This is a genomic window from Mesorhizobium sp. M1C.F.Ca.ET.210.01.1.1 (assembly GCF_004791585.1).
Classification (GTDB): domain Bacteria; phylum Pseudomonadota; class Alphaproteobacteria; order Rhizobiales; family Rhizobiaceae; genus Mesorhizobium.
The window spans coordinates 84,046-107,868 of record NZ_SRUU01000019.1; the positions used below are offsets into that span (position 1 = coordinate 84,046).

General features: G+C 65.1%; 16 protein-coding genes. 15 read left to right on the forward strand and 1 reads right to left on the reverse strand.

All coding sequences use genetic code 11. The annotated features are described in order from the left end of the window. The first annotated feature begins 21 nt into the window (after positions 1 to 21). The 4 genes from EN853_RS21120 (at position 22) to EN853_RS21135 (ending at position 5,329) form a co-directional block, all read left to right on the forward strand. A complete protein-coding gene (locus EN853_RS21120) occupies positions 22 to 234 on the forward strand; it encodes a hypothetical protein (RefSeq protein WP_127861342.1) in 213 nt (70 codons plus the stop codon). A 114-nt stretch (positions 235 to 348) separates the two neighbouring features. Next, positions 349 to 1,146, forward strand: a complete 798-nt coding sequence (locus EN853_RS21125; RefSeq protein WP_127861341.1) for a MipA/OmpV family protein — start codon at positions 349 to 351, stop codon at positions 1,144 to 1,146. Between the two features lie 307 nt (positions 1,147 to 1,453). Then, positions 1,454 to 4,444 carry an isoleucine--tRNA ligase gene (gene ileS / locus EN853_RS21130; protein WP_127861340.1) on the forward strand — a complete coding sequence of 997 codons (2,991 nt, stop codon included), beginning with the start codon at positions 1,454 to 1,456 and terminating at the stop codon, positions 4,442 to 4,444. A 207-nt stretch (positions 4,445 to 4,651) separates the two neighbouring features. Next, positions 4,652 to 5,329 (forward strand): hypothetical protein, encoded by a 678-nt coding sequence (locus EN853_RS21135; RefSeq protein ID WP_127861339.1) that lies wholly within the window; start codon positions 4,652 to 4,654, stop codon positions 5,327 to 5,329. Between the two features lie 26 nt (positions 5,330 to 5,355). Here the strand turns inward: EN853_RS21135 and EN853_RS21140 are convergent, their stop codons facing one another. Continuing rightward, complete coding sequence (locus EN853_RS21140; protein ID WP_127861338.1) at positions 5,356 to 5,808, reverse strand: nucleoside deaminase; 453 nt, start codon at positions 5,806 to 5,808, stop codon at positions 5,356 to 5,358. A 182-nt stretch (positions 5,809 to 5,990) separates the two neighbouring features. On the opposite strand from EN853_RS21140, the gene EN853_RS21145 reads away from it, so the two are divergent. The 11 genes from EN853_RS21145 to EN853_RS21195 all read left to right on the forward strand — a co-directional run. Then, entirely contained in the window at positions 5,991 to 7,964 is a 1,974-nt protein-coding gene (locus EN853_RS21145) for a pseudouridine synthase (RefSeq protein WP_128357051.1), read from the forward strand. Then, positions 7,945 to 8,499: a 16S rRNA (guanine(966)-N(2))-methyltransferase RsmD gene (rsmD, locus tag EN853_RS21150; protein ID WP_127861336.1), complete on the forward strand. Its 555-nt coding sequence runs from the start codon at positions 7,945 to 7,947 to the stop codon at positions 8,497 to 8,499. Before EN853_RS21145 ends, rsmD begins: the two co-directional genes overlap by 20 nt. A gap of 83 nt (positions 8,500 to 8,582) precedes the next feature. Continuing rightward, a complete protein-coding gene (locus tag EN853_RS21155; protein ID WP_127861335.1) occupies positions 8,583 to 9,941 on the forward strand; it encodes a pitrilysin family protein in 1,359 nt (452 codons plus the stop codon). Between the two features lie 293 nt (positions 9,942 to 10,234). Then, on the forward strand, positions 10,235 to 11,527 hold the full coding sequence (locus EN853_RS21160) for a pitrilysin family protein (protein ID WP_245517141.1): 1,293 nt from the start codon (positions 10,235 to 10,237) through the stop codon (positions 11,525 to 11,527). Continuing rightward, positions 11,524 to 12,378, forward strand: a complete 855-nt coding sequence (locus EN853_RS21165; RefSeq protein WP_127861333.1) for a patatin-like phospholipase family protein — start codon at positions 11,524 to 11,526, stop codon at positions 12,376 to 12,378. Before EN853_RS21160 ends, EN853_RS21165 begins: the two co-directional genes overlap by 4 nt. Before the next feature lie 475 nt (positions 12,379 to 12,853). Then, positions 12,854 to 15,121: a VCBS domain-containing protein gene (locus EN853_RS21170; RefSeq protein ID WP_135861331.1), complete on the forward strand. Its 2,268-nt coding sequence runs from the start codon at positions 12,854 to 12,856 to the stop codon at positions 15,119 to 15,121. Between the two features lie 176 nt (positions 15,122 to 15,297). Then, on the forward strand, positions 15,298 to 16,998 hold the full coding sequence (locus EN853_RS21175; RefSeq protein ID WP_127861332.1) for a type I secretion system permease/ATPase: 1,701 nt from the start codon (positions 15,298 to 15,300) through the stop codon (positions 16,996 to 16,998). Continuing rightward, complete coding sequence (locus EN853_RS21180) at positions 16,995 to 18,335, forward strand: HlyD family type I secretion periplasmic adaptor subunit (RefSeq protein WP_127861331.1); 1,341 nt, start codon at positions 16,995 to 16,997, stop codon at positions 18,333 to 18,335. The genes EN853_RS21175 and EN853_RS21180 overlap by 4 nt, the downstream gene beginning before the upstream one ends. 483 nt (positions 18,336 to 18,818) lie before the next feature. Next, a complete protein-coding gene (locus tag EN853_RS21185) occupies positions 18,819 to 20,849 on the forward strand; it encodes a type I secretion system permease/ATPase (protein ID WP_245517137.1) in 2,031 nt (676 codons plus the stop codon). A gap of 1 nt (position 20,850) precedes the next feature. After that, on the forward strand, positions 20,851 to 22,152 hold the full coding sequence (locus EN853_RS21190; protein ID WP_245517136.1) for an HlyD family type I secretion periplasmic adaptor subunit: 1,302 nt from the start codon (positions 20,851 to 20,853) through the stop codon (positions 22,150 to 22,152). A gap of 88 nt (positions 22,153 to 22,240) precedes the next feature. Then, on the forward strand, positions 22,241 to 23,823 hold a 1,583-nt coding region (locus tag EN853_RS21195; protein ID WP_210236090.1), incomplete at its 3' end, for an SdrD B-like domain-containing protein.

A 23,823-nucleotide genomic window follows, 5' to 3' on the forward strand; every position in this document is an offset into this window, starting at 1 on the left:
CGCCGCATCCGGAGGACGAAGATGGACGCCGACAGGATCGTCGCACTGGTCAGTGCTGCCGGCATCGAGCTCACCGACCGCCGCCGCAGCGCCAAAGGTGACGGTTGGTCGCTTAGTTTCTCCAACGGCGCGACCGTGGAGGTGGGTGACGACGGATCCGCCCGCGCTGCCGGCAAGGGTGCCAGGGCCGTGGCCAGGCTGCTGGACCTGCCGCCCGCCCCGCGTGGCCGCTGAGCCGCGCGGCTGTCGCCCAGCGTTACGATCTTAAGTCAAATTTTACCGAACTGACGCCATGGCTTCTGCACCGCCGGGGTGTTCGTGCCGGCGTGTTTCGCGTAAGGGTTGATAATGCGTATTGCCGGGACGATTCCGCTGGTTCTCGCCTCTGGCCTGATGGCCGTCTCCGCAGCCCATGCGGGCGAGGGGAGCTGGTTTTCCGGCGACTGGTACCTGACGCTCGGCGCCACGGGCCTGGTCGCTCCGAATTTCGAGGGCGGCAAGAAATATATGCTGAGCGCCCAGCCTATCATCTCGCTCGGCAAGGCCGGCCCCGAGGCGCGCTTCACCTCGCGCAACGACAACATCTCGCTGGCGCTGATCGACGACGGCAGCGTGCGCGCCGGCCTCACCGGCAAGCTCCTGTTCTCGCGCGACAGCAAGGACGAGCTGAAAGGCCTCGACCCGGTGCGCTGGGGCGGCGAGGTCGGCGGCTTCTTCGAATTCTACCCGTTGGACTGGGTCCGGGCACGCGCCGAGCTCAGGCACGGCATCCGCGCTCATGACGGCTTCGTCGCCGACATCGCGGCGGACGCCTTCTACGACGTCACACCCACGGTCCGCATCTCCGGCGGCCCGCGCGTCTCCTTCGCCTCCGCGGGCTATTTCGATGCCTATTACGGCGTCAACGCCACGGAGGCCGCCGCGTCCGGCCTCAGCGAATACCATCCGGGCGGCGGGCTGAAGTCGACGGGCCTCGGCGGCGCGATCACCTGGAAGGTGACCGAGCCGATGACGGCCAGCGTCTTCACCGAATATTCGCGCCTGATGGGGCCGGCGGCCGATTCCAGCCTGGTCAAGGAGCGCGGCGATCGCAACCAGTGGACCGTCGGCGTGTCGACCTCCTATCGCTTCAATTTCTCGATGTAGGCCAGGAAACCAGCGCTTTGCGTTGAAATCTGCGCTTTATTCCTGTCGCGCCATCCGCTAAAAGCCCCGCCATGACGAGCTTTTCGCGCCTTTTTTCGATCGCGATACGAATTACGGGCCCGGTGTTCCGGGTGGCCTGAGCGCCGCCGGAGCCGCCGGGACTCGTGCGCGCGGCCCCTCGCGCTTTTTCTGAACATCAACGCATATCGCCCAAATGTGGGCTCCGGTTTTGGGAAAACGATATGCGTCAAATCAAGACTTCAACGCCCGGGCTGTTGCGCCGCCGGGCAATTGAGATGACAGATCGATGACCGATACCCCCACGACCGATGCGTCCGAGACGATCGACTATTCCCGCACGCTCTATTTGCCGCAGACGGATTTCCCGATGCGCGCCGGTCTCCCCGAGAAGGAGCCGGTGCTGGTCAAGCGCTGGCAGGACATGGACCTCTATCGCAAGCTGCGTGAGACGTCCGCCGGCCGCGAGAAGTTCGTGCTGCATGACGGCCCGCCCTACGCCAACGGCAACATCCATATCGGCCATGCGCTGAACAAGATCCTCAAGGACGTCATCAACCGCTCCTTCCAGATGCGCGGCTACGACGCCAATTACGTGCCGGGCTGGGACTGCCACGGCCTGCCGATCGAATGGAAGATCGAGGAGCAGTATCGCGCCAAGGGCAAGAACAAGGACGAGGTGCCGGTCAACGAGTTCCGCAGGGAATGCCGCGACTTCGCCACGCATTGGATCAAGGTGCAGGGCGGCGAGTTCCAGCGCCTCGGCGTCATCGGCGATTTCGACAATCCCTACACGACGATGGCCTACCATGCCGAGGCGCGCATTGCCGGCGAACTGTTGAAATTCGCCATGTCGGGCCAGCTCTATCGCGGTTCCAAGCCTGTCATGTGGAGCGTGGTCGAGCGTACCGCGCTGGCCGAGGCCGAGGTCGAGTACCAGGATTATGAGAGCGACACGATATGGGTGAAATTCCCGGTCGCGAGCCTCGCGCGCCCGGTGGACGGCGGCGAGGGCGGGCAGCCGGCGGCGTTGTCCGAAGCCTCGCTCGACCTGCTTGAGGCCCATGTCGTCATCTGGACGACGACGCCCTGGACGCTGCCCGGCAACCGCGCCGTCAGCTATTCGCCGCGCGTCGCCTATGGCCTTTATGAGGTGACGGCGGCCGAGAACGCTTTCGGCCCGCAGCCCGGCGAGAAGCTGATCTTCGCCGACGCGCTGGCCGAGGACGCCGCATCCAAGGCCAAGGTCACGTTGAACCGCCTTCACAACGTTTCGGCCGAACAGCTTGGAAGCTTGACACTTTCGCACCCGTTCAGGGGCTTTGCGGAGGGCTACCAGTTCCCAGTGCCGATGATCGCCGGCGAACACGTCACTGACGATGCCGGCACCGGCTTCGTGCATACCGCGCCGAGCCACGGCCGCGAGGACTTCGACGCCTGGATGGACGCGGTCGCCGAATTGCTCAAGCGCGGTGTCGACACCGCTATCCCGTTCCCCGTCGACGATGCCGGCTTCTTCACCAAGGATGCGCCGGGTTTCGGCCCGGACCGCGAGGGTGGGCCGGCGCGCGTCATCGACGACAACGGCAAGAAGGGCAACGCCAACCAGGCGGTCATCGAGGAACTGATCAAGCGCAACGCGCTCTTCGCGCGCGGCCGGCTGAAGCACAGCTACCCGCATTCCTGGCGCTCGAAGAAGCCGATCATCTTCCGCAACACGCCGCAATGGTTCGTCTATATGGACAAGGACCTCGGCGACGGCACGACGCTGCGCAGCCGCGCACTGAAGGCGATCGACGACACACGTTTCGTGCCGGCGGCCGGCCAGAACCGCATCCGCGCCATGATCGAGGAGCGCCCCGACTGGGTGCTGTCGCGCCAGCGCGCCTGGGGCGTGCCGATCGCTGTCTTCGCCGATGTCGACGGCAATGTGCTGAAGGACGAGGCGGTCAACCAGCGCATCATGGACGCCTTCGACAAGGAAGGCGCCGACGCCTGGTTCGCCGAGGGCGCCAAGGAGCGCTTCCTCGGCAACAACGATGCGTCCAAATGGCACCAGGTGATGGACATCCTCGACGTCTGGTTCGATTCCGGGTCGACCCATGTCTTCACGTTGGAGGATCGTCCCGATCTCAAATGGCCAGCCGACGTCTATCTCGAAGGCTCCGACCAGCATCGCGGCTGGTTCCACTCCTCGCTGCTCGAAAGCTGCGGCACCAGGGGCAGGGCGCCCTACGACACGGTCATCACCCATGGCTTCACCATGGACGAGGAAGGCCGCAAGATGTCGAAGTCGCTCGGCAACACCGTCGTGCCGCAGGACGTCATCAAGCAGTCCGGCGCCGATATCCTCAGGCTCTGGGTGGTAACGACCGACTATTGGGAAGACCAGCGGCTCGGCAGCAACGTGCTGCAGACCAATATCGACGCGTACCGCAAGCTCCGCAACACCATCCGCTGGATGCTGGGCACGCTTGCCCATGACGACGGCGAGGAGGTTCCGCTGGAGGCGATGCCGGAGCTGGAGCGGCTGATGCTGCACCGGCTGTCCGAGCTCGACGAGGTGGTGCGCCAGGGCTACGATGCCTTCGAGTTCAAGCGCATCACGCGTGCTTTGCTCGACTTCATGGTGGTCGAGCTCTCGGCCTTCTACTTCGACATCCGCAAGGACGCGCTCTACTGCGACGGGCCGTCGAGCCTGCGCCGCAAGGCGGCGGTCCAGGTCGTGCGCAATCTCTTCGAATGCCTGGTGAAGTGGCTGGCGCCGATGCTGCCCTTCACCATGGAGGAGGCCTGGCTCGACCGTCACCCGGACGCCGCCTCGGTGCATCTCGACCAGTTCCCGGAGATCCCGGAAAACTGGAGGAACGAGGCGCTGGCCGAGAAATGGCGCAAGGTCCGCCAGGTGCGTCGCGTCGTCACCGGCGCGCTCGAGATCGCGCGTGCCGAGAAGCTGATCGGCTCCTCGCTGGAAGCCGTTCCGGTGGTGACCATCGACGATGCAGCGCTCGAAGCGGCCATCGCCGACGTCGACATGGCCGAAATGGCGATCACCAGCGACCTGGTCATCCAGCACGGCAAGGCTCCGCAAGGCGCCTTTACCCTGGATGACGTCAAGGGCGTGGCGGTGGTGGTCGAGAAGGCCGAGGATCGTGGTCTCATCAAATGCGCGCGCTCCTGGCGCTACACGGCCGATGTCGGGCAGGACCCGGAATTCCCGGATGTCTCGGCCCGCGACGCGGCTGTGCTGCATGAGCTGAAGGCGCTCGGGCGGCTGTAGCATCAAGATCTATAAGCCGATGCAGAAATGCCACGCCGGGCGGCGCAAATCCGCCCGCGCGTTGCCCTTAATAAGTGGTTGAGGTAAACACGCGACACTCCGGCAGACAAATTGTCGCCGGATTTCCATCGCAAGTGCGGGGAAGAAGGGGACCGCGCCCCTGTGGCCGGTGGCGACCGAAAGGCTGTTAGAGTGGGACTTTTTGGCATGACCGGAAGAACGTTTGCGCGCGCCGCGCTGCTGGCGCCGCTTGTGGCATCGGCCTTTGCCATGTCGGGCTGCGTCGGCTCGCCGACCTACGGCACCGACAAGACGGCCGCAGAGCAGCTCGCCGATGACGTTTCCGGCGCCATCGCCATCACGCCGAAGCACCGCGATCCGATCGACTACAAGCCGCGCCCCGATCTGGTTAAGCCGGCTCCCGGCCAGAAGGAAAACCTGCCGCCGCCGCAGGAGAGCATTCAGACGGCGAGCGCCGACTGGCCCGAATCGCCCGAGGCGCGGCGCGCCCGCATCCGCGCCGACGCGACCGCGCACCAGAACGACCCGAACTACCAGCCGGAAGCCGTCGAGGACGTGCAGACCGATCCTGTGGCGGTGAAGAAGGCGATGGCCGATTCGGCTTCCAGCCATCCGCCGCGCTGGTCGCCGGATGATTCCAGTGCTACCCGCACCGCCGAGATCCAGCGTCGCCTCGCCGAGCAGAAGCAGGGCAATCCCAATGTCCGCAAATATCTGAGCGAGCCGCCGCTTGCCTATCGTCAGGCCGCCGGCACCGCGCCGCAGAACGAGCTCGGCGAGGACGAGTACAAGAAGGAGCGCCGGCTCAAGGCGCAGGCGGAAGGCAAGAAGAGCGGCGGCTGGTTCGACTGGCTGGGTCTGTAAACGCCGCGGTCAGCCGCGCCGCAGCTCTATATCTCCCGCTTCTCGCGGAAAAAATCCTTGAGGATGAGTGCCGCTTCGCTTTCGCCCATCCCCGAATAGATGTCCGGTACGTGGTGGCAGGTGGGCAAGGCGAAGAAGCGCGCGCCGTTGACCACCGCGCCGCCTTTCTCGTCAGTAGCGCCGAAATAGAGCCGCCGCAGCCTCGCGAACGAGATGGCGCCGGCGCACATGGCGCAGGGCTCCAGCGTCACGTAGAGGTCGTGGCCGGTGAGCCGCTCGCTGGCGAGTTTATGGCAGGCCTCGCGGATCGCCAGCATCTCGGCATGGGCGGTGGGATCGGCAAGCTCGCGCGTGCGGTTGCCGGCCTTCGCCACCACAACGTTGCCGTTAGCGATGACCGCTCCGACCGGCACTTCGCCGCGGCCTGCGGCCGCCTCGGCCTCCTTGAGCGCCAAAGCCATGAAATCCGGCCGCTTCACGCGCTTTCCATTCCGATTACTCCTCGCCACCCGACGGTGATCCTGTTATCTAGCGCGTGACCCTGAAAACCGGAATCGGTTTTTGCCGCGCTGCTGCACGCGCAAAATCAAGATGACACTGCCTGCGTTGCGCGTCCGAACGGGCGCGTGCGCCGTAGCAGTCCAAGACGAGCAAGATCCATATGGACGACGACAAGAAACCACCACGACACAAGGGGCCGCGCAAAGGCGGGTCGGCGCCGCACGGCGACAAGCCGTTCCGCAAGGGACCGCGCTCCGAGGGCAAGCCCTTCGAGAAGCGCGACGGCGCGCGCAAGCCTTACGCGCCGCGCGGCGACAGGCCGATGGCCGCCGACGGCGAGAGGCCGCAGTTCAAGCGGGCCTACAAGCCACGTGAAGCGGGCGAGGGCGCCGAGCGCGGCGACAAGCCGTTCCGCAAGGGACCGCGCTCCGAGGGCAAGCCCTTCGAGAAGCGCGACGGCGCGCGCAAGCCTTACGCGCCGCGCGGCGACAGGCCGATGGCCGCCGAAGGCGAGAGGCCGCAGTTCAAGCGGGCCTACAAGCCACGTGAAGCGGGCGAGGGCGCCGAGCGCGGCGAAAAGCCGTTCCGCAAGGGGCCGCGCCCCGAGGGCAAGCCCTTCGAGAAACGCGACGGCGCGCGCAAACCCTATACGCCGCGCGGCGACCGGCCGATGGCTGCCGAAGGCGAGCGCGGCGAAAGGCGCTTCGAGCGTCCCAAACGCGATTTCGCGGAGCGGCCAAAGCGCGATTTTAGCGATCGCCCGCCACGCGACGCCGCGCCCAAGCAGGGCGGCTTCAAGCCGCGCCCACGTCCGGCGGAGGCAGCGCCGGAAGCCGGCGAGCGCATCGCCAAGCGGTTGGCGCGCGCCGGCATCGCCTCGCGCCGCGATGCGGAGGAACTGATCGCGGCCGGCCGCATCAAGGTCAACGGCAAGGTCCTGTCCTCGCCGGCCTTCAATGTGACAGCCGACGATGTCATCCATCTCGACGGCACCGAAATCCCGCCGATCGAGCGCACGCGGCTGTTCCTGTTCCACAAGCCGGCGGGCGTGGTCACCACCAACCGCGACCCGGAAGGCCGCAAGACCGTCTTCGACGTGCTGCCGGCCGATCTGCCGCGGCTGATGACCATCGGCCGGCTCGACATAAACACGGAAGGGCTGCTGCTGCTCACCAACGACGGCGGGCTGTCGCGTGTGCTCGAATTGCCGGCCACCGGCTGGCTGCGGCGCTACCGCGTCCGCGTCCACGGCAAGGTCGAGGAGAGCGCGCTCGCCGGCCTGCGCGAAGGCATCGCTGTCGACGGCGTCTTCTACGGCTCGGTCGAAGCCTCGCTCGACCGCGAACAAGGGACCAATGCCTGGCTGACGATCGGCCTGCGCGAGGGCAAGAACCGCGAGGTGAAGAACATTCTTGGCGCACTTGGCCTCGATGTCACGCGGCTGATCCGCATTTCCTATGGGCCATTCCAGCTCGAGGACCTGCCCGAGGGCCATGTGCTGGAGATCAAGGGACGCGTGCTGCGCGAGCAGCTCGGCGAACGGCTGATCGAGGAGTCCGGCGCCAATTTCGACGCCGAGATCCAAAAACCCTTTTCCAACAAGCCGGTGCGGCGCAGCGACCCGCGTCGCGATGAGGCGGAGCGGCCGAAATTCACGCGCGAGGGCGACCGCCGTCCAATCGGCGAGGGCGGGCTGATCAAGGCCCGCAAGCGCCGCGAAGGCAGCCGTGACGAGGCGTTGGGCAAGCTGTCGACGAGGCCCGACAGGGCCTTCGGCGAGCGCGGCCCCAGGTCCGACTTCGACAAATCCGAGCGCGGCTTCGGCAAGCCCGAGCGCGGCGGCTTCGGCGGCAAGCCGGGCGGCGGCAAACGCGAACCTCGCCCGATCGAGCCGCCCGGCCAGCGCAAGGCCAATGTCTGGATGGCGCCGGGCGCGCGGCCGATCGGCAAGGGCAGGGCGGAGGCCGACGCTGCCAGGGCCGCGGAGGCGAAGGCGCGCAAGGCGTCGTTCAAGCCCGGCGGCAAGGGCAAGCCGTTCGGCAAGCCGAAAGGCGATCGACCCGAAGGAAAGGGGGGCGACCGGCCACGCGGTCCCAAGACTCCGAGGGGTGGCAATGCGGATCGTCGGCGGTGAGCTTCGCGGGCGTCCGTTGGCGACGCCCCGTTCGAACGCCATCCGCCCGACCACCGACCGCACCCGCGAGGCGGTGTTCAACGTGCTGGCGCATCGCCACGCCGAAAAGCTCGAAGGCGGCCGTGTGCTCGACCTCTTTGCCGGCACCGGCGCGCTCGGGCTTGAAGCGCTGTCGCGCGGCGCCTCCTACTGCGTCTTCATCGAGGAATCGGCGGAAGGGCGCGGGCTGATCCGCGACAATGTCGAGGCGTTCGGGCTGACCGGCCGGACAAAGATCTTCCGCCGCGATGCCACCCATCTCGGCGAGGCCGGCACACTCTCGCCTTTCGGCCTGGTCTTCGCCGACCCACCCTATGGCAAGGGCCTCGGCGAGCGCGCGCTGCGTTCGGCAAAGGCCGGCGGCTGGCTTCTGCCCGGCGCGCTCTGCGTGGTCGAGGAGGCGGCCTCGGCGGCGTTCGAGCCGGGCTCCGGTTTTTCCGTGGTGGACGAGCGCGGCTATGGCGATACGATCATCCGATTCATCGCGGTCGGGTAGCAACGCCTCGAAAATGACGAACAATTCACTTTGCCTCGTCAGCGACCTTTTCTATCGTCGCGCGACCGAAACCGGAGCATTCGATGACATTTGGCACCAGACGGCTGCTTGCGGCATTCCTTGCCGGCACGCTGGCACTCGCAGCGCAGGTTCCGGCGCGCGCCGCTGAAGATGCCGAGGTCAAGGACTTCCTGCTCGACAACGGCATGGAGGTCGTCGTCATCCCCGATCACCGCGCCCCGATCGTCACCCATATGGTGTGGTACAAGATCGGCAGCGCCGACGAGCCGCCCGGCAAATCCGGCATCGCGCATTTCTTCGAGCATCTGATGTTCAAGGCGACGGCCAACCACGCCGCCGGCGAATTCGACCGCGCAGTGTCCGACATCGGCGGCTCGAACAATGCCTTCACCTCTTACGACTACACCGCCTTCCACGAGACGGTGGCGCCCTCGGCGCTCGAGCAGATGATGGGTTTCGAGGCCGACCGCATGCGCAACCTCATCCTCACCGACGATGTCATCAAGACCGAGCGCGACGTTATCCTGGAGGAGCGCCGCTCGCGCATCGACAGCAATCCGCAGGCGGTGCTCGACGAGGAGGTCGACGCGACGCTCTGGCAGAACCAGCCCTACCGCATCCCGGTGATCGGCTGGATGCACGAGATGGAGCAGCTCAACCGCACCGATGCCAAGGCTTTCTACGACAACTACTACCGGCCGAACAACGCGGTCCTGGTGGTGGCCGGCGACGTGGACCCCGACGCGGTGAAGGCGATGGCCGAGCGAACCTACGGCAAGGTCGCGCGCGGGCCGGACCTGCCGCCGCGCATCCGCCCTGTGGAGCCCGAGCAGAACACCAAGCGCACCGTCACGCTCGCCGACGCGCGCGTCTCGGTGCCGAGCTTTTCCACGCAATGGGTGGTGCCGTCCTATCACACCGCCAAGCCCGGCGAGGCCGAGGCGCTCGACCTCCTGGCCGCGATCTTGGGCGGTGACAACCGCAGCCGCCTCTACCAGCAGCTCGTGGTGAAGCAAGGCATCGCCTCCGAGGCCGGCGCCTTCTTCCAGGGCACCATGCTCGACGCCACCAACTTCACCGTCTATGGCACGCCGCGCGGCGACGCCAAGCTCTCCGATGTCGAGGCGGCCGTCGACGCCGAGATCGCGCGCATTGTCAAGGACGGCGTGACCGACGACGAATTGGAGCGGGCGAAGACCCGCTATGTCCGCTCGATGATCTTTGCCCGCGACAAGCAGGACGACATGGCCAATATGTACGGCTCGACACTCGCCACCGGCGGCAACGTGAAGGATGTTGAGGAATGGCCGGACCGCATCCGCAAGGTCACTGCCGCAGAGGTCAAGGCGGCGGCCCGCTACCTGGTGCTCGATCGTTCGACGACCGGCTATCTCCTCCCGCAGCAACAGGCGGGGAATTGATGATGGGTGTGGTTCTTGGCACGAGCACCTTTCCTTCTCCCCTTGTGGGGTCCGAAGGACGGGGCGAGACCCGTGGCTCGCCCCCGGGCAGTGGATCGGCGCGCAGCGCCGAGACGGATGAGGGGTGCTGGAAGAAACGCGACCTTTCTCGTCGGGCATTGAGCGCTGGCAGTCTCCAAGGTTGCGCTCCGTCCAGCACCCCTCATCCGTCGCCTTCGGCGACACCTTCTCCCGCAAAGGGAGAAGGGGGGCTCTACCGCGCCTTCGCCACCCTCTGCTTCGCCCTCTTCTTCCTGCTCTTGCCGGTGCTTGCCGCCCACGCGGAGATGAACATCCAGGAAGTGAAGTCGAAGAAGGGCATCGCCGCCTGGCTGGTGGAGGACCACTCGATCCCGCTGGTTGCCATCCGCTTCGTCTTCGACGGCGGCACCGCGCAGGACCCCGCCGGCAAGGAAGGGCTGGTCAACCTGATGACCGGCCTGTTCGACGAGGGCGCCGGCGACCTCGACAGCGAGGCCTTCCAGCTGAAGCTCGACGATGCCGGCGCCGAGATGAGTTTTCAGGCGGCGCGCGATGGCACCTATGGCTCGATGCGCATGCTCTCCGACCAGAAGGACGAGGCTTTCGGCCTGCTGAAGCTGGCCGTGAACAGCCCGCGCTTCGACCAGGCGCCGATCGACCGCATCCGCGCCCAGATACTCTCCGGCATTCTCGCCAATGAGCGCGACCCCAACACGATCGCCCAGCAGCGCTGGCTGCGCGCGATCTACGGCCAGCATCCCTATGCCCGGCCGGACGAGGGCAACAAGGAGAGCCTCGCCACCATAACCGCCGGCGACCTCAAGGCCTTCCACAAGGCGAATTTCGCCCGCGGCGGCCTGCATGTGGCAGTGGTGGGCGACATCGACGCCGCCACGCTGAGCGGCAAGCTGGACGAGGTGTTCGGCGATCTGCCGGACAAGCAGACGCTGGCACCGGTTGCCGACATTGCGCCCAAGCTCGGCCAGCAGCTCGAAGTGAACTACGACCTGCCGCAGACCTCGCTGCAGCTTGCCTGGCCTGGCGTAAAACGCAGCGATCCCGATTTCTACGCCGCCGTGCTGATGAACGAGATCCTCGGTGGCTCGACCTTCACGTCGCGCCTTTACGAGGAGGTGCGCGAGAAGCGAGGCCTTGCCTATGGCGTCAGCTCCGATCTCGTCGATCACCAGCATTCCAACGCGCTGCTGGTCACGACAGCGACGCGCTCCGACCGCGCCGCCGAGACGCTCTCGATCGTGCGCCAGGTGGTGAAGGAGATGGCTGAGAAGGGGCCGACCGAGGAGGAGCTCGCGGCGACCAAGAAATACATGACCGGCGCCTACGCCATCAACAACCTGGACTCCTCCAGCTCCATTGCCTCAACCCTGGTCGAACTGCAGCTCGACCACCTCGGCATCGACTATATCAAGCGCCGTACCGCGCTCATCGACGCGGTGACGCTTGCCGACGTCAAGGCGGCGGCGAAGAAGCTCCTGTCAACCGACCCGGCGGTGATGGTGATCGGTCCGCCGCTGGTTCAGGTGGCGGGGAGCGGCAAAGGATGAGCCCGACCTTCGCGGTTGCCTTCGGCGGCGGCGGCGCTCGGGGACTTGCGCATATCCATGCCATCGAGGCGCTGGACGAGCTCGGCATCAAGCCGGTTTCGATCGCCGGCTCTTCCATCGGCGCCATCATGGGCGCCGGCATGGCCGCCGGCATGCGCGGGGCCGAGATCCACGACTACAGCCGGTTGGTTCTCGGCAGCCGCGCCGAGATGGCGGCGCGCATGTGGCGCTCGCGCCCGGGCACGATCGCGGAGGCCATGCAGGGCGGCATCCGCGTCGGCCAGTTCAACGTCGAGCGTATCCTCAAAGCTTTTCTGCCCGACGCCATCCCCGCGACCTTCGAGGAGCTGAAGATCCCGCTCAAGGTGACGGCGACCGACTATTTCGGCCACAAGCTCGCGGTGTTCGCCGAGGGCGACCTGCAATCGGCGCTGGCGGCCTCCGCCGCCATTCCGGCGGTGTTCCGCCCGGTGACGCGTGACGGCCGGCTGCTGATCGACGGCGGCATCTACAACCCGGTGCCCTTCGATCTCGTCGAGAAGGATGCCGACATCATCATCGCCATCGACGTGGTCGGGGCGCCGAGCGAGGCCGAGCGCAAGCACCCGACCACGGTCGACCTGCTCTATGGCGCCAACCAATTGATGATGCAGTCGATCATCGCCAACAAGCTGAAGCAGCACCAGCCGGACATTCTCATCCGCCCGGCGGTCTCGAAATACCGCGTGCTCGATTTCCTGAAGATCGAGGCACTGATGGCCGACACCGTTGAAATCAAGGACGAGCTGAAGCGCGCTGTCGACAAGGCGGTTGCGGCGCGCGGCGGCAAGCGCGGCAAGAAGGCGATGTGAGGGCGCTAAGCCGGTTCGGTTCCCCCGCCCAGCGACCGCCTTTTGGCTCGCAGTTGCACTCCAATCAATGAAGTTTATCCACAAACGCGTACAAGTACGCGTTTTGTCATTAACTCTTCTCGGAATTGGCTGTTGACGCTTCGGGGGTAGAGTTAATAATATCCTAATATAAGGGTAGCGTGAACATCTCCCGACCGGCAACAACGAGTCACGGCGCTACTGGGGTAGGGGAAACGCAGCGCGGTATCGATCGCCGTCGCAGCCGTCACCATTGAGCCACCCGCTGTCTGTGAACCGCCATGATGGGCTGGCCGTTCACGGGCCGAGCCGTCGGGTTGCGCCTGGTTGCACGGCAAATTCTGGTCATTTCCTCTCCCCGAAGACTGGGCGCCGAATCATTCGGCATGGGGTGGTCTGTCGTCGCTAGACGGCAATGAGCGGACGCCGCGCGCGCGTCTGCCAGGGGTGGAAATAGATGGCTACTACTACGCAAATTTCCGGTGCAGGTGGCACCACGACGTCGTTCTCCAACACGCCGCAGGCGCAAAATGATGTCTTCAACTACACCGAAGACACAGCCGTCATCGTTTCCGGCTCCCAATCCAGTATACTGCTGGACGTTTTGGCGAATGATTTGGGTGGGAATGCCAAGACCCTCTATTCGATCGACGACGGCACGTCCGCAACGACGTCCACCAAGCAATACGCCCCCCTCGACCTGACCACCCAGGACTATCAGACGAGCGGCATCTCCAGTTGGGAGAGCATCGGCGACGGCGTCCGGATCCGCATCAACAACGGCAAGGTCGAGATGGACCTTAGCCAATATCTGCAGCAGCACTACGGCGTTGCCAGCCTGCAGGCGCTTGGCGCCGGCGATCACATCAATGAGACCTTCACCTATGCGATCAAGCTTGCCAACGGGACGCTGAGCTGGGCCAGCGTTTCGGTCAACATCCAGGGTACCAACGACGGTGCGACAGTCACCGCTGCCGCTGGCGCTGACAACAGCGTGGTTGAAGCGGGCGGTGTCGCCAACGGCACGCCGGGCGACCCCAATGCCTCCGGGCAGCTAAACATTTCGGACGCGGATGCGGGACAAAACCATTTCCAGACGCCCGCGAGCCTCCAGGGGACCTACGGCACCTTCACCTTCGACACGACATCCGGCGCGTGGACCTATGCGCTCAACCAGGCCCTCGCCGACCCGCTGACCGAGGGCCAGCATGTAACCGACACGCTGCAGGTCACGTCGGCGGATGGGACCGCCAGCTATAACATCGTCGTGAATATCACGGGCACCAATGATGCGGCTGTGCTGTCGTCGGCCTCGGTCAACCTGACCGAGACCGATGACGCGGCCGACATCTCGACCAGCGGCGCGCTGACCATCTCGGACGTCGACAGCGACCCGCACTTCGTCGCCCAGGCTGGCACCGCCGGCACCTACGGCTCGTTCTCGATCGATGTCGACGGCAACTGGAGCTACACGGCGTCCTCGGCGCACAACGAGTTCGTGGCTGGCCAGCATTACACCGAGAACTTCGATGTGGTCAGCGCCGACGGCACCCACACCTCGGTCCATATCGACATCCTCGGCACCAATGATGCGGCTGTGCTGTCCTCGGCCTCGGTCAACCTGACCGAGACCGATGACGCGGCCGACATCTCGACCAGCGGCGCGCTCACCATCTCGGACGTCGACAGCGACCCGCACTTCGTCGCCCAGGCTGGCACCGCCGGCACCTACGGCTCGTTCTCGATCGATGTCGACGGCAACTGGAGCTACACGGCGTCCTCGGCGCATGACGAGTTCGTGGCTGGCCAGCATTACACCGAGAACTTCGATGTGGTCAGCGCCGACGGCACCCACACCTCGGTCGCCATCGATATCCTCGGCACAGACGACGGACCACCGCGCTTTGCTCCGACCGACATCCAGCTCACACCGAACACCAGCCCCACCGGGGACGTGAATTTCAATCAGTTCAGCTTCTCGGGAACGCTGAGCGCGACAGATCCGGATCCCGGCAGTTTTGTCTACAGCATCACATCGCAATCGAGCGCGGGCCTGTTTTCGATCAGCGGGGACACGCTTAGCTCGGGAAATCTCACGACAAGCAACACATCCACTGTGACTGTGCAGGCCACCCAGGTCGGCGATCCGGCCGGGCCCGCTTACCAGTATAGCGAAACGTTCCAGTTCATCACCGGCAGCAACGGCAATTCGGGAGAAACGTTCAACAGCCCCAGCAACAACAACGGTGACGACATCCTCTACGGCAACGGGGGCGCGGATCAGATTTTTGGCTTGGCCGGCAACGATACGCTGTTCGGCCAAAGCGGCAACGACACGCTGAACGGCGGCGATGGCAATGATAAGATCGTCGGCGGCGCCGGCGCCGATTCACTTACCGGCGGTGCAGGGGCCGACACGTTCTACTACGGACCGGACGTCTCGGATTCGCCGGCAAGTGCCGCAAACGACATCATCACCGACTTCGTCCACGGCGTCGACAAGATCGACCTGTCCTCGATCGACGCGAATACCGGCAGCGGCGGCGATCAGGCCTTCCTTTTTGGCGGCCAGAACCCAGCCACCGTCGCCAACAGCCTCACTTGGTCGGAACAGGGTGGCAACACGATTGTGCATGTCGACGTCAATGGCAACACGTCAGCCGACTTCCAGATCACGCTGACCGGCGTCAATCTCGGACTGACGGCGAGCGACTTCGTGCTGTGACGGAGGAGGTGAGCCACGCGCGGCTCACCTCGTCTCCCGAAAACCGACGATTCGAGGTTATGAATTAAGGTTTACAGCAGGTTTACGAGCGGATCGCGTGGCCAGTTGAGGGATAGGGAGTAGGATCGCTTCCGGGGCATGCGGTTTGGACAGGGGGGCGGTTCTCCGCTGGGTATGTGAATTTCGACAAGAAATCCAAGATCGTAACGGATGCGCTTCGCGCCTGCCGTCGCTATTTCCTCTTCGCGGCGGCGTTCAGCCTGGCGATCAATCTGCTTTACCTCGCATCCCCGCTCTACATGCTGCAGATCTACGACCGGGTGGTCACCAGCGGCAGCGAGACCACTTTGGTGATGCTCACCCTGGTGCTGCTCGCCGCTTTCCTGGCGCTCGCCGGTCTCGATCTGGTGCGCGCCGCGATCCTGACGCGGGCCAGCGCGCGGCTCGACCGGCTGCTTTCGGCAAAAATCCTGGCGGCCTCCGTCGAGACCCCGTCGCAGGGCGCTTCGCAAAGCCAGTCGATTCGCGATTTCGACACGTTCCGGCAGGTCATCACCGGCAGCGGCATCCATGCGCTGTTCGACCTGCCTTGGTCGCCGATCTACATCGGCATCATCTTCCTCCTGCATTCCTGGCTGGGTTTCTTCGCGCTCGGCTCCTCGCTGCTTTTGATCGCCATGGCGGTGCTCAACGAATACATGGTGCGGGCGCCGCTGAAGCAGGCCAACGACCTTGCCACGGCTAACTACAATTTCACCGAAATGAGCCTCAGGAACGCGGAAGTCGTCCGCGCCATGGGCATGATCGACGGCCTCGTGCGCCGCTGGGGGCGAGACCGCGGCCTGGCGCTCAAGCAGCAGGGGCAGGCCAGCGACCGCGCCGCGCTGATGTCTGGCTTGATCCGCTTCCTGCGCCTCACCATGCAGTCGTTGATCCTCGGCCTCGGCGCCTATCTGGTCATCGAGCGGCAGATCACCGGCGGTTCGATGTTCGCGGCGAGCCTTTTGCTGGGCAGGGGGCTGCAGCCTATCGAGCAGATCGTCGGCCTCTGGCGCAGCCTGATCCTGGCGCGGGCCGCGCTCGCAAGGGTCGAGAAGCTCCTCGATGGCGGCGCGCAGAACGAACGTTCGTTCAACCTGCCGAAGCCCACCGGCAAGATTGCCGTCGAGCAGCTCAGCTTCGCCATTCCCAGCCTGCAGAAAGTGTTGCTGCGCGACGTCTCGTTCCGGCTGGAAGCAGGCGAAGCGCTCGGCATCGTAGGCCCTTCCGGCGCCGGCAAGTCCACGCTCGCGCGTCATCTCGCCGGCATCATGCAGCCGAGCCGCGGCACGGTGAGGCTCGATGGCGCCGACCTCACGCAATGGGGGCGGGAGGCGCTCGGCGATCATATCGGCTATCTGCCGCAGGACATCGAGCTGTTTTCGGATACGGTCGCCGCCAATATCGGCCGCTTCAAGAGCGATGTCGACCGCGAGGTCATCGAGGCGGCGCGGCTCGCCGGCGTGCATGAGATGATCATCCGCCTGCCGCAGGGCTACGAGACGCAGATCGGCGAGGGAGGGGCGGTGCTGTCCGGCGGCTACCGGCAGCGCATCGCGCTTGCCCGCGCCGTGTTCGGCATGCCGAACCTCATCGTGCTCGACGAGCCGAGCTCCAACCTCGATTCCGACGGCGACCGCGCGCTCGCCGAATGCGCGCTGGAGCTCAAGCGTCGCGGCAGCACGGTCATCATCGTCTCGCACCGGCCCTCGACTTTGGCCAATGTCGACAAGATCCTGCTTCTGCGGGATGGCGCCGTCGAGGCCTTCGGCATGAAGAACGAGATCGTGGCCCTGCTCAACCAGCGCGCCGCGCCGATTGCGGTGGCAACCCAATGACCGACGTCGCCGCCACCTATAGCAGCCTCTCAGGCGCCGAACACGCGGGCGCCAACCAGGATTCGATCAGGGGACCGGTCTCGGTCGGCGTGCTCATCATCGTTGCCTTCTTCGGCGTGTTCGGCGGCTGGGCGGCGGTCGCGCCGCTCAACGGCGCGGTGCTTGCCGACGCGGTGGTGAAGGTCGAGGGCAACCGCAAGAGCGTCCAGCATTTCGATGGCGGCACGGTGAAGGAAATCCGCGTCAAGGACGGCGACATCGTCAAGGCGGGCGATGTGCTGGTGGTGCTCGACGACACCCGCGCCCGTTCCGAATTCAACCTCTATTCCCAGCAATATGCGCTGCTGCGCGCCACCGATGCCCGCATCCGCGCCGAGCTCGACGGCCATGAGGCGGTCGCCTTTCCGAAGGACATCACCGCCGAGCACCAGGCCTATCTGCAGGACGCCATGGCCAACCAGATTGCTGACCTCGAGAGCCAGCGCGCCTCAATGGCCGGTGCCAGGCAGATCCTTGAGAAGCGGATAGCCGAACTCGAGGAGCAGATTGACGGCAAGCAGGCGCGCGTCGAATCCTTCCGCGCGCAGCTCAAGTCGACGGTCGATGAAAAGGCAGGCCTCAACAAGCTGCTGAAGGCCGGGCTGACGACGCGCACGCGCATCCTGGAGCTCGATCGCTCCGCCTCCGACCTGCAGGGCCTGATCGACCAGGCTCTCGGCGAAATCGCGGGAAACCGCCAGAGCAAGGCCGAGCTCGAGAGCCAGATCGCGCAGCTCACCAACGAGCGCCGCGCAAAGCTGTCGGCCATGCTGATCGACACCCAGTCGAACCTCGCCGACCTGGTGCCGAAGATGTTCGCCGCGCAAGCGACTGTCGACCGCGCCGAAGTGCGGGCGCCCTATGACGGCCAGGTGATGGATCTCACCGTCTTCTCGACCGGCGCGATCGTCGCCCCCGGCCAGACCATTCTCGATATCGTGCCGACCAGGAATTCGCTGATCGTCCAGGCGCAGGTCAAGGTCGAGGACATATCCAGCCTGCGCGCCGACATGACGGCCGAGGTCCGCTTCACCTCTTACAAGCAGCGCACGACGCCGGTCATCCACGGCCGCGTTACCCGCGTCTCCGCCGACCGCGTCACCGATGCCAAGACCGGGTTTCCCTACTATGTCGCCGACATTGCGGTTGATCGGCAGGAACTCGCCGCCGCCCCGCAGATCCAGCTCTATCCCGGCATGCCGGCCTCTGTGATGATCGTGACCGAGGAACGCACCGCGCTGGACTACATCCTTGGGCCGTTGACGGCGTCGCTGCATACCGCGTTCCGGCAGAAATAGGGGCGGTTCGGCGCGGCGGAAACGGATTGAGACGCTTCGCTTCGCGCAGCGTTATACTCCCTTATACTTCAATCCCAGCGAGCCAATTCTTCGTCGAAATGCCCGTTGACGCACGCTCAGATAGAGTTAATAATGTTCTAATATAGTAGCGTTAGCAATCTCCCGACCGGCAACAACGAGTTACGGCGCTACAGGGGGTGGGAACGCCGCGCGGTGACATATCAGTCGCCGCCGCATCACCATCGAGCCGCCAGTCGTCGTGAGGCGCTGTCGCGTTTTGCAGTTCGCCGGCTGCCGCCGCGGGTTGCCAGACGCTACGCCGATCCTCCTCCCTCTCGGACTTGAGCGCTGAATCTCGGCGCTATTGCCATGGCCAGTCAGCCGCGTTTGCGCGATCAATGCGCCGATGCGCGCGGCTGACGCGTCCCTGATTGGGAAGGGCAAGTCGTGACGTTGGGGTTCAGTAAGGCGTCGCCCGGGTTGATGGGCAAACCAACGCTTGGTTCGGCGCAGGCGAAGGTCAGGCTTTTCGGCCTGACACTCGTCGCATGCGTCGCCGGCTTTTTTCTCTTCGGCTTAGGCCGGCACGCCTCGATAGGCTGGATGCTTGTTGCGGTGGCGACGGCAGGCGCCGGTTACCTGGCCGTGTTTCGCGCCCGCGGGGCGGCGAAGAATGGTGTCGGCGACACGCTCCATCGGGCCGGGGCGCGTAGCAAGCCGTCGGCGAAACCGACTGGGCGAGCGGCCAAGTCCGCTCGCTCGGAACTGGCCGCGGCACTTGCCAGCTGCCGGTCGGCCTTCCTTGCGGTCGGGTTGTTCAGCGGCATGCTCAACGTCCTGATGCTCGCAGGCTCGCTCTACATGCTCGAGATCTATGATCGCGTGCTGCCGAGCCGCAGCCTGCCGACGCTGGTCGGTATTTCGATGCTGCTCATCATCCTCTATTGCGGGCAGGGCGTTCTCGATTTCGTGCGAGGGCGGGTGCTGGCGCGCATCGGCGGTGCCCTCGACGAGACGCTTGGCCGCCGTGTCTATACGTCGGTGCTTAGATTGCCGCTGAAGGCCGGGCGCGAGGGCGACAGCCTGCAGCCGATGCGCGATCTCGACAGCGTGCGCGCCTTCCTGTCCGGCACGGGTCCGACGGCACTGTTCGACCTGCCATGGCTGCCGCTCTACCTGGCCATCATCTTCATGTTCCACTGGCTGCTTGGTGTGACGGCGCTGTTCGGGGCGATCGTGCTGGTTACGCTGACGGTGCTTGCCGAGCGATTGACGCGCCAGCCGGTATCGGCCGCAACCTCGAGCGGGAACCGCCGCAGCGGGTTGGTTTCCGCCGGCAGTCGCAACGCGGAAGTCGTTGCCGCCATGGGCATGGCCGGCGGGCTCGCCGCACGCTGGGAAGATGCCAACCTCGATTATATTGCCGACCAGCGCAAGGTGAGCGACGTCGCCGGCGGCATCGGCTCGGTATCGAGAGTACTGCGCATGCTGCTGCAGTCCTCCATGCTCGGCATCGGCGCCTGGCTGGTCATCGAACAGCAGGCGACGGCGGGCATCATCATCGCCGCTTCAATCCTCAGCGGCCGCGCGCTGGCGCCGGTCGATCTTGCGATCGCCAACTGGAAAGGTTTCGCGAGCGCGCGGCAGGGCTGGCAACGGTTGACCAGGGTGCTGACGGCGTTGCCCGCCGAGACCGAGCCCATGCCGCTGCCGGCGCCAAGTGCCAGTGTCACAATGCACAATGTTGCGATCACGGCTCCGGGGGCGCAGCGGCTGCTGGTCCAGGAAGCCAGCTTCGCCATGGAGGCAGGCCATGCGCTTGGCATCATCGGCCCGAGCGGATCGGGGAAGTCCACCCTGGTGCGCGCGCTTGTCGGGGCCTGGTTGCCAGTGGCCGGCCGGATAAAGCTGGACGGTGCCGATCTCGACCAGTGGTCGCCGCGGGAGCGCGGCCGCCATATCGGCTACCTGCCGCAGGATGTCGAGCTGTTTGCCGGCACCGTCGCCGAAAACATCGCCCGCTTCGAGCTGGACGCCGACCCGGCCGCGATCATCGCCGCGGCCAAGGCGGCTGGCTCGCACGAGATGATCGTGGGCTTCCGTCAGGGCTACGAGACGGAGATCGGCGACCATGGCGAGGCCCTTTCGGCCGGCCAGCGTCAGCGCATTGCCTTGGCCCGCGCGCTCTATCGCACCCCGTTTCTCGTGGTGCTCGACGAGCCGAATTCCAATCTCGACATGGATGGCGAGCAGGCATTGATCCGGGCCATGCTTGGCGTTCGCGAACGCGGTGGCGTGGTGGTGATCGTCGCTCATCGTCCGAACGTGCTCGCGGCTGTCGATTTCGTCCTGGCGATGAACCACGGGCGCATCCATGACTTTGGGCCGAAGGACAAGGTCTTCGGCAAGATGTTCCCGATGCTGAGGGCGGTGCCCACGGCCAATCCGCCGCCGAGGTCGGCCGCGGATGGCACCCCGCAGGCTTTCGCCAACGGAACCGGGGGAGGGAACTAGCATGGCTGCGCCGGGCACCTCCCATGCATCGATCCGCTTCTACATAAGGCTCGGGCTCGGAGCCGTGCTCCTGCTTGGCGGAGGCGTCGGTGGCTGGGCATCGGTCAGCGAGATTGCCGGCGCGGTCATCGCCCCCGGCACGCTCGTCGTCGACTCCCACGTCAAGAATGTGCAGCATTCGACCGGCGGCATCGTTGCCGAGATCGATGCCCGCGACGGCGACCTCGTGAAAGCCGGCGACCTGCTGCTGCGTCTCGACCGCACCGTGCCGGCTGCCAATCTCGCGGTGGTGAGCAAGGCGCTCGACCAGCTCACGGCTCGCAAGGCGAGGCTCGACGCCGAGCGTCGGGGCGCCGACAGCATCACTTTTCCCGCGGAGGTCCTCGCTCGTTCGGCCGATCCCGATGTCGCCGAGGCGATCTCCGGCGAGAAGCAGCATTTCGACACGCGGCGCACGTCCCGCGCCGGCCAGAAGGGCCAGCTCGGCGAACGCATCGTCCAGCTCGAGAAGGAGATCGCCGGCGACACCGCGCAGATGGAAGCCAAAAGCAAGGAGATAGAGCTCGTGCAAAAGGAGCTCGCTTCCGTGCGCGTGCTCTGGGGCAAGAAGCTCATTTCCATCGACCGGCTGACCTCGACCGAGCGCGAGGCGACGCGCCTGGATGGCGAGCGCGGCCAGCTTGTCGCTGCGCAGGCGCAGGCCCAGGGGCGCATCGCCGAGATCAAGCTGCAGATCATCCAGATCGACCTTGACCTCAGCACCGAAGTGAACCGGGACCTGCGCGACATCGACGGCAAGATGGGCGAGCTTTTCGAGCGCAAGGTGGCGGCCGAGGACCAGTTGAAGCGGGTCGACATTCGCGCGCCCCAGGACGGCGTCGTGCAGCAGTCTCTCGCCTACACCGTCGGCGGGGTGATCACGCCCGGCCAGACGATCATGCAGGTCGTGCCGGACAATGACAGCCTCGCGGTGGAAGCCAAGATCGCGCCAAGCGACATCGACCAGCTATGGGTCGGCCAACAGGCATCGTTGCGCTTCTCGGCATTCAACCAGCGCACGACGCCGCAGATCGATGGCGTTGTCGAGAGAACCTCGCCCGATATCGCCACCGATCAGCGCACCGGCGTCAGCTACTACACCGTGCGCATCAAGACGACCGCCGCCGAGGTCGCGCGCCTCGGCGAAGTCAAGCTGGTGCCCGGCATGCCGGTGGAAACCTTCATCAAGACCGAGGACCGTTCGGTGATGTCCTACCTGGTGAAGCCGTTGCAGGACCAGATCAGCCGCGCCTTTAGAGAGTAAGCCCGCACAACGGGAAAATGAAAAACAGCAGCCAAGAGAAAGCAGCAGCCACGATAAGAAACTGAACACGAAGCTAGGGGAAAATGCCATGACGTCTAGCGATATCAGCGACAATCTGTCGAACGATCCGCTTGCAACACTTGATTCCACCGTGACCGGAAGCACCGATCCGGCTTCTTCCGACCCTGTGCCGCCGCTTGCGGTCGCGGTCGACCAGGCGGACGCGGACTACGCGCCCGGCGAGACGGTCGGGATCACGGCCACCGACGTAGGGGACGGCGGCTCGCTCACGTTCTCGGTCGCCCATGTCAGCGCGGGCGCCGACGGAATCCTCGGCACCCTGGACGATGTGCTCACCTACGACCTGACCGGGACCGGTACGCCCTGGGTCGTCACCGATGGCGGCGCCGGCGACCTCGACGGCACAGTCAACGGCAAGATCCAGACGTCGTGGTACGTCAACAGCGACGCGGCCAACCAGGCATTCGTGCTCTCGGCGGCAGACCAAGCAGGCGGCCGGGTCGCGACGGTGAATTTCACCGATGCGGTGAACGCGCCGACCTACGATTTGACCTTCAAGACCACCGTAACGATCAACGGTGCCCTCTTTTCATCCTCGGATGTCGCGACCGGCGCGGGAACAGGTCTGCTTGATCCTTTCGTCCGAATTTCGGCGTCAGGTAACAACACGACGGAGCAGGGGTATAATACCGACTTTAATGCTTTTATTCTTGATAATACCTCCAAGGGCGGTAGTCAGTACGTTCATTCGGTGAACATTGCCGACATTCCGATTCAATTCGTAAATGGTGTCGGCTACTATCGATTCGATCTCGACATCAACGAGTCCAACGTTGCCACGTCACAAAACCTTTCCCTGGATTCGCTCCAGATCTGGCAGGCCCCTACAGGCGATTTGCATGATTACGCACCCGGAGCGACCCCGGAGCAGGGCACCGGCGCCTTCCCGGCAGGTGACAACGCTTCGCTGATCTACAATCTGGATGCCGGCGGCGACAAGTTCGTCGGGCTGAACGGCGAGCTTCAGCCGGGCAGCGGCAACACCACCGATATGTCATTGCTGGTTCCCATCAGCAGTTTCGATCCGAGCAAGCCCTATATCTATCTCTATTCCGGGTTCGGTTATCAGGCCGGTACTTATCAAGGGCCCACGGAAACCGCACAGAGCACCTGGACGGCTGATTCCGGCTTCGAGGAATGGAACCGCCAGATCGGCCAAGTGATCGACGGTCACAAATTCAACGACCTGAACGCCGACCACGTTTGGGAGGCCGGGGAGCCGGCTCTCAGCGGCTGGACGATCTACCTTGACATCAATGGCAACAACTCTTTGGATTCGGGCGAGCCGTCTACGGTCACCGACGCAAACGGGTACTATCACTTCACCGTCACGCCCGGCACCTACACGATCCGGGAGGTGGCGCAGGCAGGATGGTCGCAGGATGCGCCGAACAACGCGGAGGGCGAGTACACCGTCACTCTGGCGGCGGGCGAGGAGAGCCACAACAACGACTTCGGCAATTTCGAGCTCGGCTCGATCTCGGGCCACAAGCTCGAGGACGCCGACGGCAGCCTGGGGACGACGGGTGACCAGACGCCGGTCGAGAACTGGACGATCACGCTCTACAAGGACGACAACCACGACAACAT